Genomic DNA, 13,163 nt, shown 5'->3' with positions numbered 1-13,163 from the left:
CGCGTGACGCATGCTAGGTATCCGCCGTTGCTGCGTGAAGAGGCGGATCCTTGAACTTCGGGCGTAAGAGATGGAGCATGATGGCCGCGTTTGTCGCGACCTGTGTGCTGCTGCTCCAGTCGACGCTCGGCGTGTTTGCCTTCGGCATTGCGCCGGATGCCTCGCGCCTCGACGCTTTCGGCAATGTCATCTGCAGCCATGAGGGAGCGGTCAAGCTTCCCGGCGGCGATCCGCACCAGCAGCATATGCCGGCGTGCTGCATGCTCGGCTGCAGCATGGCCTCCGTCGCCTATGCGCCGCCGGCAGGCGTCGGCCTGGCGCCGGTCAGCCAGTCCTTGGAAACAGTCGCTTTTGCCCCGCCGGCAGTCAGGTATCCCGACGTCACGCGCGAGCGCTCTCCGGCCAATCCGCGCGCGCCGCCGCTTGCGGGCTGAAAACCGCCGCTCGCTTTGCGTAACCTGCGCAGGCGATAATCATCCAATGACAAACACGTTCGCAGCCCGACAACGGCGCGACCTTATATTCATGGAGCCTACCCATGTTCCGTTTTCTTCGTGCCGGCGCGTTGCACCGCAGCACCCGTTTATTCAGCACTATCGAGGAGCGTCTCGGCAGCGCCCTGTTCGCCTTTGCACTGTTGTTCGTCGGCGCCCATTCCGTCCTTGCGCATGAGTTCAAGGCCGGTGACATCGAGATCGAGCATCCCTGGTCCCGTGCCACGCCAGCCGGCGCCAAGGTTGCCGGCGGCTATTTCACCATCGTCAACAAGGGCAGCGCACCAGACCGGCTGCTGTCGATTTCCTCCGACATTTCGGGCAAGGCCGAACTGCATGAAATGGGGGTGAAGGATGGCGTCATGACCATGCGCCCGGTCAGTGGCGGCCTGGACATTCCGGCGGGCGGCAAGATCACGCTGGGTCCTGGCGCCTACCACGTGATGTTCATGGATTTGAAGCAGCCGCCTAAAGAAGGCCAGATGTTTGCCGCCACGCTGACTTTCGAGAAGACCGGAACCGTGACCGTCGAGTTTGCCGTGCAAGCCATAGGCAGCGCGCCACCCCTCGAAGACAACGACTGACCAATCAATTTGCCAACCGATTTTTCGAGAGGGACCATCATGAACAAGTATCTTTTGCCGGCCGCTGCATTCCTTGTCCTGGGGACAAGCGCTGCCTTCGGCCATATCACGCTCGAAACCCAGGAAGCGCCGGTCGGTTCGACCTACAAGGCCGTGCTGCGGGTGCCGCATGGCTGCGACGGCAAGGCGACGATTGCCGTGCGCGTGCAGATCCCGGAAGGGGTGATCGGAGTGAAGCCGATGCCGAAGCCGGGCTGGACGCTGCAGGTCAAGAAAGGCAAGTACGAGAAATCCTACCAGCTCTATGGCGAGGCGGTGACCTCGGGCGTCAAGGAAGTCGACTGGAGCGGCGGCAGCCTGCCGGATGAATTTTATGACGAGTTCGTCTTCCGCGGCACGTTGGCCGCCGATCTGCCGGCCGGGCAAAAACTCTATTTTCCGGTGGTGCAGGAATGCGATGGCGCCACCACGCGTTGGATAGAGATTCCGGCGGCTGGTCAGGATGAGGATGCGCTGGAAGATCCGGCGCCCGGCCTCAACCTGCTGCCCAAGAAATGATGCATTGGCGGCGCGCTGCTTCGAAGCGGCGCGCCACTGTTTTGGTGGATGGCATGAACGTGGCCTGTTTCCAGCGGATGGAACGGACAGCCGGCAGGTGCTTCAGCTTGCTGGCCGCGATCCTGCTGCTTGCCGTCCTTGCCACGCCAAACCAGGCCTTTGCCCATGCGGCGCTGATCAAGGCCGAGCCTGCCGACGGCGCGGTTCTGGAGCGAGCGCCGACGCAATTTTCGCTGACCTTCAGCGAGCCTGTGTCGCCGCTGGTGCTGACCTTGGTGCGGCCCGACGGTACGCCTGTCGCTTTGACCTCGTTTCGGTTGAGCGACCAAACGGTTGAGATCGACAATCCACAAAAGCTCGGGCCGGGCACCCATGTCTTGAGCTGGCGGGTGATTTCCGCCGATGGCCATCCGGTCGGCGGCTCGGTGCTGTTTTCCGTTGGCGCGCCAAGTGCGGCGCCGGCGGTGGGGGAAGCTGTCGATATAGATTTGCGGTCAGCGATCTGGACCGGCAAGGTTCTTCTCTACATCGGGCTTTTCCTCGGCATTGGCGGCGCCTTCGCGCTGACATGGCTGGCGCAAGGCCAGCGCTCAGGCCAGCGCTTCGTCATTGCCGCCATCCTGTGCGGGCTGGTCGCAGCACCCCTGTCGCTCGGGTTCCAGGGGCTGGACGCGCTGGGCGCGCCACTCGCCCGGCTGGCGCAACCGGTGGTCTGGCGGACGGCGCTTGGCACCAGCTTCGGCTGGACGGTGCTGATTTCGCTGGCGGCGCTCGGGCTTGGCCTGCTGTCGTTGGTCGGATCGAGTGCTGGCGCCAGGCCGTTGGCGCTCGCCGGGCTGGCCGGTGTGGGTGCAGCCCTTGCCGCCAGCGGCCATGCCAGTGCAGCCGAACCGCAATGGCTGACGCGGCCTATGGTGTTCCTGCATGGCGCCGGCATCGCTTTCTGGGCTGGAGCATTGCTGCCGCTCGGCCTGGCGTTGAGCAGCCAATCGGTGGAAGCCGGGGCGTTCCTGCGGCGGTTTTCGCGCGCGATCATGCCCGTGGTGGTAGCGCTTGCCGCCGCCGGTGTGGTGCTCGCCATCATCCAGGTGCAGACACCGGCGGCACTGGTCAACACCGCCTATGGCCGGCTGCTGCTGATCAAGCTGGCGCTGCTGGTGTTTCTGTTCACGCTGGCCGCGGTCAATCGATGGCGGCTCACCGCCTTGGCCGAGGCCGGAGCGACGGAAGTGCGGCGACGGCTTAGCCGCTCGATCTCAGTCGAAATGCTGATCGTGCTCCTGATCTTCGGCGTTGCCGCCGGCTGGCGCTTCACGCCGCCGCCACGGGCGCTGGCAATCGCCGCGGCACAACCGACGTCAACCCATATCCACACTATGAAGGCGATGGCCGACATCGACATCACGCCCGGCCATACCGGGGAGGTCACCGCCTCCATCGTCATCATGGATGGCGATTTCGGCCCGCTCGACGCCAAGGAAGTGACGCTGGTGTTGTCCAAGCCCGATTCGGGGATCGAGCCGATCAAGCGTCCGGCGACCAAGCCAGGCGACGGCACCTGGCGCGTCGATAATCTCGTCATTCCGATTCCAGGCCGCTGGACGGCGCGGCTCGATATTCTGGTTTCGGATTTCGAAGTGGTAAAGATCGAAGCGCCGATCGATATCCGCGCCGAGTGATATTCAGCCCGCCTGCGAAGGGCGCTCAGCCGAGTTCCTGGGCTAACCCGATGAGATGCCCTTCCGGCCCGCGGATGTAGCAGAGCCGATACACCTCCTGGTAACGGACGACTTCACCGACCAGCTGCGCGCCACGCTTGCGGAGCCTTTCCAGCGTGTCGTCGATGTCGTCCACGGTAAACATGACGCGCAGGTAGCCCAGGGCGTTGACCGGGGCGTTGCGGTGATCGGCGACGACAGTCGGCGTGAGGAAGCGGGAGAGCTCGAGCCGGCTATGGCCATCCGGTGAGCGCATCATGGCAATCTCGACGTGCTGATCGCCGAGCCCGGTGACACGTCCGGCCCACTCGCCTTCGATCGTCGCCCGCCCTTCCAGTTCGAGGCCGAGCTCGCGAAAGAAAGCAATCGTCTCGTCGAGGTCATCGACGACGATTCCGACATTGTCCATCCGTTTGACTGCCATAAGTTCAACCTAACGTCATATGTTCGATCGGCAAGGCGGCGCCTGGTCACCAACGGACCCTTCCTGACTCGGTCTGACACAACGCCGACGCAACGCAATTCGGCGAGGCGGTTGACGTGGCGCGAAAGGCCCGTCAATCATCTCGCCGAAAAATGGGCATCCCGGAAAACGCGGCCTCAACAAAATCCGAAAGCAGGGAAGAAACGATGGAAAAAGCCGAAATCGGCCTGATCGGCCTTGGCACAATGGGCTCCAACCTCGCGCTCAACATTGCCGAGCACGGGCACCGCATCGCCGTCTTCAACCGCACCAGGGCGCGCACCGATGCCTTCCTCGAAGGCGCCGGTTCGCTCAGGGACATGGTGGTGCCCTGCTACAGCCTGGAAGAACTGGCAGCCGCGATCAAGCCGCCGCGCCCGGTCATCATCATGGTGCTGGCCGGCAAGCCGGTCGACGAGCAGATCGAAGCGCTGCGCGGCGTGCTGTCGGCCAACGACATCGTCATCGATGCCGGCAACGCCAATTTCCGCGATACGATGCGACGCTTTTCGGAACTGTCCGGTTCGGGCCTTACCTTCATCGGCATGGGGGTATCCGGTGGCGAGGAAGGTGCGCGCCATGGGCCGTCGATTATGGTCGGCGGCACCGAAGACTCCTGGAAGCGCGTCGAACGCGTGCTGACCGCGATCTCGGCCAAGTTCAAGGACGAACCGTGCGCTGCGTGGCTAGGGACCGACGGCGCCGGGCATTTCGTCAAAACCATCCACAACGGCATAGAATATGCCGACATGCAGATGATCGCCGAGATCTACGGCATCCTGCGCGACGGCCTCGGCATGGGGCCGAAGGAGATCGGCACCGTCTTTGAAACCTGGAACAAGGGCCGGCTCGATTCGTATCTGATCGAGATCACGGCCAAGGTGCTGGCCGCCGACGATGCAAAGACCGGCAAGCCGGTGGTCGACATCATCCTCGACCGTGCCGGCCAGAAGGGCACCGGCAAATGGTCTGTCATCGAGGCGCAGCAGCTCGGCATTCCGGCGACGGCCATCGAGGCGGCGGTGGCGGCCCGCGTGCTGTCCTCGATCAAGGATGAGCGGCAGGCGGCCGAAAAAGCCTATGGCAATATCGGCGTCACCAAGATCTCCGGCGACAAGGCGGCACTTCTGAAAGACCTGGAGCTGGCGCTGCTCGCCGGCAAGATCGCCGCCTATGCACAAGGTTTCGCGGTGATGAGCGCCGCCTCGAAGGAGTTCAATTGGAACCTGCCGATGCCGACCATCGCCAAGATCTGGCGTGCCGGCTGTATCATCCGCTCGCAGATGCTCGACACCATGGCGGAAGCCTTCGGCTCGGGCGGCGCGTCCACCAACCTTTTGATGGCGCCGGCTTTCACCACCATGATGCAGGAGGCGCATCCGTCGCTTAGGCGCACCGTTGCCAAGGCATCGGAAGCAGGCTCGCCGGTGCCTGCACTGGCGTCGGCACTTGCCTATTTCGACAGCTACCGCCAGGGCCGCGGCACCTCGAACCTGATCCAGGCGCAGCGCGATTTCTTCGGCGCGCATGGCTTCGAGCGCATCGGCGAGCAGGGCGCTTTCCATGGACCATGGGGAAGTGGAGCGGCCGGATAGGGTCAGGTGAGGCGGACCTCTCAGGTCGTGCCAGTCAGCCCTGATACGCGACGACGTCGCCTGGCTTGACCACTGTCTGCAAAGAGCCAGGTGCCGCGCCGCCTATCCAGCCCAGCACGGCGCGGGCAAGCTCGGTGCCGGCGAGGCGGAAGTCTTCGTTGACGATCAGCAACTCCCGGCGGAACAGATGCAGCAGTTCCGACGATTGCTTGGACACGACATCGACGTCGCGGCCGAGTTTCAGGCCGGCATCCTCGATGCCGGCGACGATTGCCAGCGTCGCTGCGGCGGCGCTGCTGACGAAACCGTCCGGCCTGACGTCGCGGCGCATCAACTGCGCGGTCCGCGTCCTGATCTGATCGATCGACTGGTCGATTGAAACAGCGTTGAACGGCACTTCGCTGGCATCGACCTCGCTCAGTGCGTCGGCAAAGCCATTGACCGTGTGGTCGTAATAGGTGAGCCCGACCGGCGGCGCTACCAGCGCCAGCCGGCGCCGGCCGACGCCGGCCAGATGGCGCACCGCTTCGGCGGCGAAGGCGTAATTGTCGAAGTCGTGATAGGGGTGGACAAGCCCCATATCGGTGCGGCCATGCGTGGCAAAGGGTATGCCACGCTCCAGCATGTAGCGGGCGCGCGGATCGTTGGGCTGCGTGCGTGAGATGATGACGCCATCGGCCGAGCCGGACTCGACCAGATACTTTACCGGGTCCAGCGGATCCTGCGAGCGCGAGTAGGGCGTGACGATCAGGTGATAGGGCGTGTCGGCAATGACCTCCGAGACGCCGTAGATGATGTCCGAGACAAAGCTCATGATCTCGCGCTCGGTATTGAGCACGAGGCTGATAACATTGGTCTTGCCAGTCCGCAGGCGCACGCCGGCGCGGTTCGGCCGGTAGCCGATCTGCCTGGCGACGAGTTGAACCCGCCGCCTGGTCTCGGCGCCGATCTCGGGTGCATCCTTGAGTGCGCGCGAGACGGTGGTGACGCCGAGCCCCGTCATGAAGGCAAGCGTTTTCAGCGTCGGCCGCTCATGCGCCGACGCCTCGTCGTCCTTCTCCGTCTGGTCCCTGTCCATTCGTCCCGCCCCGTCAGGCGCATAGCAGCCGCCGGACCAGCCGACAATCGCTTCGATGACGATGTGGCACGGTTCTTCGCCGTCAGGCCTCAATATACTGAAACGTTACAGATTTCCAACATCGCAGCGCGTGGGTCTCTCAAGCCATGGTTTTGGCAGGGTTTTGGCGGCCAGAAACGTTGCGCGAGAATCAGGTTCGAGACGGTTTTCTTGCGCTGCAGCATGATTTTGCAGCGCAGCACCCGGTTTTGCGCGGAGTTTGCCGGTTTGCACGCAACGAATTTGTTCGCGCCTCGAAAAAACATTCGAGCGCGTTTATCTCAGGGGTTGCACGCTCCGCATAATTGCCGTATCGAAAATCTGTAACGTTTCAGATTCTGGGAGGAACCGAAATGCGCTATAGACTTTTGACCGCTGCCCTTGCCGCGACGGCCGCGCTTCAGCTTGCCGGCCCGGCGGCCGCCACCGACCTGGAAGTCACCCATTGGTGGACGTCGGGCGGCGAGGCGGCGGCGGTTGCGGAATTCGCCAAGGCCTTCGACGCGACCGGCAATCACTGGGTCGACGGCGCCATTGCCGGATCCGGCGGCACGGCACGGCCGATCATGATCAGCCGCATCACCGGCGGCGATCCGATGGGCGCCACCCAGTTCAATCACGGCCGGCAGGCCGAAGAACTGGTGCAGGCCGGCCTGATGCGCGACCTCACCGATGTCGCCACCAAGGGCAAGTGGACGGAAATCGTGCGGCCGAAGAGCCTGCTCGACAGTTGCACCATAGACGGCAAGATCTACTGCGTGCCGGTCAATATCCACTCCTGGCAGTGGTTGTGGCTGTCGAACGAAGCCTTCGAGAAGGCCGGCGTGCCGCTGCCGAAGGACTGGAACGAATTCGTGGCGGCAGCGCCCGCCCTGGAAAAGGCGGGCATCATCCCGCTCGCTGTCGGCGGACAGGCCTGGCAATCTTCCGGCGCCTTCGATGTGCTGCTGGCGGCGGTCGGCGGCACCGATGCATTCCTCAAGGTCTATAAGGACAAGGACGCCAAGTTCGCCGCCGGGCCCGAGATCGCCAAGGTCTTCAAGGCCGCCGACGATGCCCGCAAGATGGCGAAGAACACCAATGTGCAGGACTGGAACCAAGCGACCAATCTCGTCATCACCGGCAAGGCCGGCGGCCAGATCATGGGTGACTGGGCGCAAGGCGAGTTCCAGGTTGCCGGCAAGGTCGCCGGCAAGGACTATGCCTGCCTGCCGGGCCTCGGTCTGAACGAAGTTATCGCCACCGGCGGCGACGCCTTCTATTTCCCGCTGCTCAAGGATGCCGACAAGTCCAAGGCGCAGGAGGTGTTGGCAGAGACGCTGCTCGATCCCAAGACTCAGGTCGCCTTCAATCTCAAGAAGGGTTCGCTGCCGGTGCGCGGTGACGTCGATCTCAATGCGGCGAACAACTGCATGAAGAAGGGTCTGGCGATCCTCGCCAAGGGCGCCGTCATCCCGTGGACTGACCAACTGCTTTCGCAGGACACCCAGAAGCAGAAGGAAGATCTCTTCGCCGAATTCTTCGCCAAGCCGGACCTGACCATCGAAGACGCGCAGAAGCGCTTCGCCGACCTCATCGCTTCGGCAGACTGACGTTGGAGGCAATACACCTCGCTCCCGGTCTTGCGAAAGCAGGGCCGGGATCGCACCGCCCTTACCCAGCCGGCTGACGAGATGAGCAAGAGCGAACGCCCCAACCCGCTGTTCCGCAACCTCAATGCGAAGGTCGCCTCGATCCCGATGATCCTCACCGCGTCGGTGGTTTTCGTCGGCGGCACCGTCTGGACGGTGTTCTATTCCTTCACCAATTCGAAGCTGCTGCCACGGCTGAATTTCGCCGGGCTCGATCAGTATTACCGGCTGTGGGCGACGCCGCGCTGGTTGATATCGATCGAGAACCTTTTGATCTACGGCGCGATCTCGCTGGTGTTCTCACTGGTCATCGGCTTCCTGCTTGCAGCGCTTCTCGACCAGAAGATCCGTTTCGAGGACACGTTCCGCACCATCTTCCTCTATCCGTTCGCGCTTTCCTTCATCGTCACCGGCCTGGTCTGGCAGTGGCTGCTCAATCCGGATTTCGGCATCCAGCATGTGGTGCGGGACCTCGGCTGGACGAGCTTCAACTTCGACCCGCTCTACAATTCCAGCATCGTCATCTACGGCATTTCGATTGCGGCGCTGTGGCAAGGCACCGGGCTCATCATGTGCTTGATGCTGGCCGGCCTGCGCGGCATCGACGAGGACATCTGGAAGGCGGCGCGGGTAGACGGGATCCCGATGTGGAAGACCTATCTGTTCATCGTCATCCCGATGATGCGGCCGGTTTTCATCACCACGCTGGTCATCATCGCGTCGGGGATCGTCAAGGTCTACGACCTCGTTGTCGCCCAGACCAGTGGCGGCCCCGGAATCGCCTCCGAAGTGCCTGCCAAATATGTCTATGACTACATGTTCTTCGCACAGAATCTTGGCCAGGGCTTCGCCGCCTCGACCATGATGCTGCTCTCGGTGGTGATCGTCGTCGTGCCGTGGGCCTACCTTGAATTCGGAGGCAGGAAGCGTGGCTGACCCGGCCGTCCCTTTGCCCGCCAGCGCGGGTGCCGCCGAGCGCGAAGCCTCGGGGCCGCGCGGGCCGAAGCCGCGGCATGTCTTCTCGCGCCGCAACATCTTCCTCTATGGCACGCTGATCGTGGTGGCAGTCTACTATCTGCTGCCGCTCTATGTGATGGTGGTCACGTCGCTCAAGGGCATGCCCGAGATACGGATGGGCAATATCTTCTCGCCGCCGCTCGAAATCACGTTCGAACCGTGGGTGAAGGCGTGGGCGACGGCCTGCACCGGCCTCAATTGCGACGGGCTTTCGCGCGGCTTCTGGAATTCGGTGCGCATCACGGTGCCGTCAGTGCTGCTGTCGATCGCGATCGCCTCGGTGAACGGCTATGCGCTCGCCAACTGGCGCTTCAAGGGCGCCGACACATTCTTCGTCATCCTGATCGTCGGCGCCTTCATCCCCTATCAGGTGATGATCTATCCGATCGTCATCATCCTGCGCGAGATCGGCCTCTACGGCAGCCTCAGCGGCCTGGTGATCGTCCATTCCATCTTCGGCATGCCGATCCTCACGCTTTTGTTCCGCAACTATTTTGCCTCGATGCCGGAAGAGCTGTTCAGGGCGGCACGGGTCGACGGCGCCGGCTTCTGGGGCATCTTCCTGCGGATCATGGCGCCGATGTCGCTGCCGATCTTCGTCGTCGCCATCATCCTGCAGGTGACCGGCATCTGGAACGACTTCCTGTTCGGCGTCGTCTACACCCGCCCCGACACCTATCCGATGACGGTGCAGCTCAACAACATCGTCAATTCGGTGCAAGGCGTGAAGGAGTACAACGTCAACATGGCCGCCACCATCCTGACCGGCCTTGTGCCACTCATCGTCTACTTCATTTCCGGCAAGCTTTTCGTGCGCGGCATCGCCGCCGGTGCGGTGAAAGGGTGATGGCGATGACGGCAGCCAACGGCACCAGCGTTTCGATCCAGGATCTGTCCCTGAATTTCGGCTCTGTATCGGTGCTGCAGACCCTCAATCTCGAGGTCGCAGAGGGCGAGTTCATCGTGCTGCTCGGTCCCTCGGGCTGCGGCAAGTCGACCTTGCTCAACTGCATCGCCGGGCTGCTCGATATTTCCGAAGGCCGCATCTTCATCAAGGGCAAGAACGTCACCTGGGAAGAGCCCAAGGATCGCGGCATCGGCATGGTGTTCCAGTCCTATGCGCTTTATCCGCAAATGACGGTGGAGAAGAACCTGTCGTTCGGCCTGCGCGTTGCCGGCGTGCCCAGGGACGAGATCGCCAAGCGCATCGCCCGCGCCGCCGAGATCCTGCAGATCGAGCCGCTTTTGCAGCGCAAGCCCGCGGCCTTGTCCGGCGGCCAACGCCAGCGCGTGGCGATCGGGCGGGCGCTGGTGCGCGACGTCGACGTCTTCCTGTTCGACGAGCCACTATCCAATCTCGACGCCAAGCTGCGCTCGGAACTGCGCGTCGAAATCAAGCTCCTGCATCGCAAGCTGCAGAACACCATGATCTACGTCACCCACGACCAGATCGAGGCGATGACACTGGCCGATCGTATCGCGGTCATGCGCGGCGGCGTCATCCAGCAGCTCGACGCGCCGCAGACGATCTACAACCGGCCGGTCAACCGTTTTGTCGCGGGCTTCCTCGGCTCGCCGGCGATGAATTTCCTCGAAGGGGAGCTGGAAGCCGGTGCTGCTCCGGCGTTCAGGACCGACGGTGTTTCGGTGCCGCTCGACCGCTATACCTTTGACGGCACGGAGCGCCCGGCCGGCGCTTGCGTGCTGGGCATCCGGCCTGAACACATCGCTTTCGGTGACGCTGCAAAGTCGATGCCGTTTTCCGCCGGCGGTTCGGTCGAGATCGTTGAGCCGATGGGTTCCGACACGCTGGTGTGGACCAAGCTTGCCGGCCGCAACTTCTCCTTCCGCGTCGAAGCGGAACGGACGCTGCGCAGCGGCGATCCGATCCAGTTCGGTTTCGATCCGGCGCGCGCCTCGCTGTTCGACGCTGCGACCGGCAATCGCCTGTGACCCTCAAGAATCATCCGCAAACCATCCTCCCAAGAACGACCGAAACGATCCCCCGAAAACATCCCCAAGCCTTAACCACCCAAGAAACGGACAGAGACGATGAACTGGTCATTCCAACTCTACAGCGCCCGCAATTTCCAGCCGTGGGACGGCATCCTGAAAATGCTCGGCAAGCTCGGCTACAAGGAAGTCGAAGGTTTCGGCGGCGTCTATGACGACCCCACGGCGTTCCGCGCCGAACTCGACAAGAACGGGCTTTCGATGCCGACCGGACATTTCTCGATCGATGCGCTGGAGAATGATTTCGACGGGGTACGCAAAACAGCCGACGCACTCGGCATCACGCTCGTCATCTGTCCCTATCTGCTGGCCGAGCAGCGGCCGGCCGACGCTGCCGGCTGGCGCGGCTTTGGCGAGCGTCTGGCCAAGGTCGGCGAGACCGCAAAAAAAGCCGGCTACGGCTTTGCCTGGCACAACCATGATTTCGAGTTCAAGACACTCGCCGACGGCTCGGTGCCGCAGGATCACATCCTGTCGGCTGCGCCCGACATCGGCTGGGAGATGGACGTCGCCTGGGTAGTCCGCGGTGGCGTTGATCCGCTGCCGTGGATCGAAAAGCACGGCAAGCGCATCAGCGCCGTCCATGTCAAGGACATGGCCAAGTCAGGCGAAGGCCTTGACGAGGACGGCTGGGCGGATGTCGGCCACGGCACCATCGACTGGGCCGGCCTGATCAAGACACTTCGGGCGAAGAGCGCGGCCAAATATTACGTCATGGAACAGGACAACCCCAACGATATCGAGCGCTTCGCCAGCCGCTCGCTCGCATCCGTCAAGGCTTACTAGGAACAATCATCATGGCAAAGAAACTGGGTATCGGCGTCATCGGCTGCGGCAACATCTCGAAAGCGTATTTCTCGCTGGCGCCGCTGTTTCGCGGCATTGAGATGCGCGCCTGCGCCGACATCAACATGGACGCGGCCAAGGCACGGGCGAAGGAGTTCAAGCTGCGCGCCGAGACCGTCGAAGAACTGCTCAAGGATGACGAGATCGACATCGTCGTCAACCTCACCATCCCGGCGGTGCACTACGGGGTGTCGAAGCAGATCCTCGATGCCGGCAAGCACGTCTATTCGGAAAAGCCGTTCGTGCTGTCGGTCAAGGAAGGCCTCGACCTCAAGAGCCGGGCCGAGAAGAAAGGGCTGCGCATCGGTTCGGCTCCGGACACTTTCCTCGGCGGCGCGCACCAGCTGGTGCGCAACCTCATCGACACCGGCGCGCTCGGCAAGATCACCAGCGGCACCTGTCATGTGATGGGCCACGGCATGGAGCACTGGCACCCCAATCCCGATTTCTTCTTCCAGCCGGGCGCCGGGCCGGTGCTCGACATCGGGCCCTACTACATCACCAACCTGATCCAGCTGATCGGGCCGGTGAAGCAGGTGGCGGCCTTCGCGACGACGCCTGCCAAGGAACGCACGATCTCGTCGAAACCGCGCGCGGGCGAAAAAATCCCGGTGAACACGCCGACGACGATCCACGGCCTGCTGGAGTTCGAGAACGGCGCCGTGATCACGCTCAACACCAGCTGGGACGTCTGGGCGCATGGTCACGCGCCGATGGAACTCTATGGCGAGACGGGCACGGTGTTCGTGCCGGATCCGAATTTCTTCGGTGGCGACGTGCGCATAACCAAGGCGGCAAAACCGGTGAAGAAACTGCCGAAATGGCAGCATCCGTTCGGCGTGCCCAACGAAATGCACGGCCAGGGCATGATGGCCAACTACCGCACCGCAGGCCTTGCCGACATGGCGCTGGCGATCGCCGAGGGCCGGCCGCATCGTTGCTCGATGGAGCTCGCGCTGCATGCCGTCGATGTCATGACCGGCCTGTTGCGGTCGGGCGAGACCGGCAAGTTCGTCGCCATGCAGACCAGCTGCGAGCGGCCGGCTGCACTCGGCGTCAAGGACGCAAAAGGACTGTTGGCGAAGCAGAAATGAGGTAGAAGGGTGTCGGCGCGCTCGCGCCGACAC

13 protein-coding genes are annotated in these 13,163 nt (G+C 63.0%); 11 read left to right on the top strand and 2 right to left on the bottom strand.

All coding sequences use genetic code 11. The annotated features are described in order from the left end of the window. Positions 1–77: 77 nt before the first annotated feature. From X726_RS155410 to X726_RS155425, 4 genes are all read left to right on the top strand, one after another. Positions 78–434, top strand: a complete 357-nt coding sequence (locus X726_RS155410; protein WP_023669811.1) for a DUF2946 family protein — start codon at positions 78–80, stop codon at positions 432–434. 104 nt (positions 435–538) lie between these two features. Further along, a complete protein-coding gene (locus X726_RS155415; RefSeq protein ID WP_023669810.1) occupies positions 539–1,078 on the top strand; it encodes a copper chaperone PCu(A)C in 540 nt (179 codons plus the stop codon). Between the two features lie 39 nt (positions 1,079–1,117). Further along, complete coding sequence (locus X726_RS155420; RefSeq protein WP_023669809.1) at positions 1,118–1,636, top strand: YcnI family protein; 519 nt, start codon at positions 1,118–1,120, stop codon at positions 1,634–1,636. A 53-nt stretch (positions 1,637–1,689) separates the two neighbouring features. Further along, positions 1,690–3,315: a copper resistance CopC/CopD family protein gene (locus X726_RS155425; protein ID WP_050588533.1), complete on the top strand. Its 1,626-nt coding sequence runs from the start codon at positions 1,690–1,692 to the stop codon at positions 3,313–3,315. Positions 3,316–3,340: 25 nt separating this feature from the next. Here X726_RS155425 and X726_RS155430 read toward each other — a convergent pair whose 3' ends face one another. Next, on the bottom strand, positions 3,341–3,778 hold the full coding sequence (locus X726_RS155430) for a VOC family protein (protein ID WP_023669807.1): 438 nt from the start codon (positions 3,776–3,778) through the stop codon (positions 3,341–3,343). A 206-nt stretch (positions 3,779–3,984) separates the two neighbouring features. Here X726_RS155430 and gndA point away from each other — a divergent pair, with 206 nt between their 5' ends. Beyond that, positions 3,985–5,412 (top strand): NADP-dependent phosphogluconate dehydrogenase, encoded by a 1,428-nt coding sequence (gene gndA, locus X726_RS155435; protein WP_031214895.1) that lies wholly within the window; start codon positions 3,985–3,987, stop codon positions 5,410–5,412. 34 nt (positions 5,413–5,446) lie between these two features. Here the strand turns inward: gndA and X726_RS155440 are convergent, their stop codons facing one another. Next, positions 5,447–6,490 (bottom strand): LacI family transcriptional regulator, encoded by a 1,044-nt coding sequence (locus X726_RS155440; RefSeq protein WP_023692000.1) that lies wholly within the window; start codon positions 6,488–6,490, stop codon positions 5,447–5,449. 392 nt (positions 6,491–6,882) lie between these two features. Between X726_RS155440 and X726_RS155445 the strand changes: the two genes are divergently transcribed. The 6 genes from X726_RS155445 (at position 6,883) to X726_RS155470 (ending at position 13,130) form a co-directional block, all read left to right on the top strand. After that, on the top strand, positions 6,883–8,121 hold the full coding sequence (locus X726_RS155445; protein ID WP_023669804.1) for an ABC transporter substrate-binding protein: 1,239 nt from the start codon (positions 6,883–6,885) through the stop codon (positions 8,119–8,121). Positions 8,122–8,202: 81 nt separating this feature from the next. Beyond that, complete coding sequence (locus tag X726_RS155450) at positions 8,203–9,096, top strand: sugar ABC transporter permease (RefSeq protein ID WP_023669803.1); 894 nt, start codon at positions 8,203–8,205, stop codon at positions 9,094–9,096. Continuing rightward, the gene (locus X726_RS155455; RefSeq protein ID WP_023669802.1) at positions 9,089–10,024 is read left to right on the top strand and encodes a carbohydrate ABC transporter permease; all 936 of its coding nucleotides are present in this window, start codon (positions 9,089–9,091) and stop codon (positions 10,022–10,024) included. Before X726_RS155450 ends, X726_RS155455 begins: the two co-directional genes overlap by 8 nt. A 5-nt stretch (positions 10,025–10,029) precedes the next feature. Beyond that, positions 10,030–11,130, top strand: coding sequence for an ABC transporter ATP-binding protein (locus tag X726_RS155460; protein WP_023686606.1), 1,101 nt, complete (start codon positions 10,030–10,032; stop codon positions 11,128–11,130). A gap of 99 nt (positions 11,131–11,229) precedes the next feature. After that, a complete protein-coding gene (locus tag X726_RS155465) occupies positions 11,230–11,976 on the top strand; it encodes a sugar phosphate isomerase/epimerase (protein ID WP_023669800.1) in 747 nt (248 codons plus the stop codon). A gap of 11 nt (positions 11,977–11,987) precedes the next feature. Beyond that, entirely contained in the window at positions 11,988–13,130 is a 1,143-nt protein-coding gene (locus X726_RS155470; protein ID WP_023669799.1) for a Gfo/Idh/MocA family oxidoreductase, read from the top strand. The last annotated feature ends 33 nt before the right edge of the window (positions 13,131–13,163 follow it).

Origin of the sequence: Mesorhizobium sp. LSJC285A00 (genome assembly GCF_000503155.1) — a bacterium.
Lineage (GTDB): Bacteria > Pseudomonadota > Alphaproteobacteria > Rhizobiales > Rhizobiaceae > Mesorhizobium.
The sequence above is the reverse complement of the archived record's forward strand: the minus strand, read 5'-3'. Positions and strand labels throughout refer to the sequence as shown.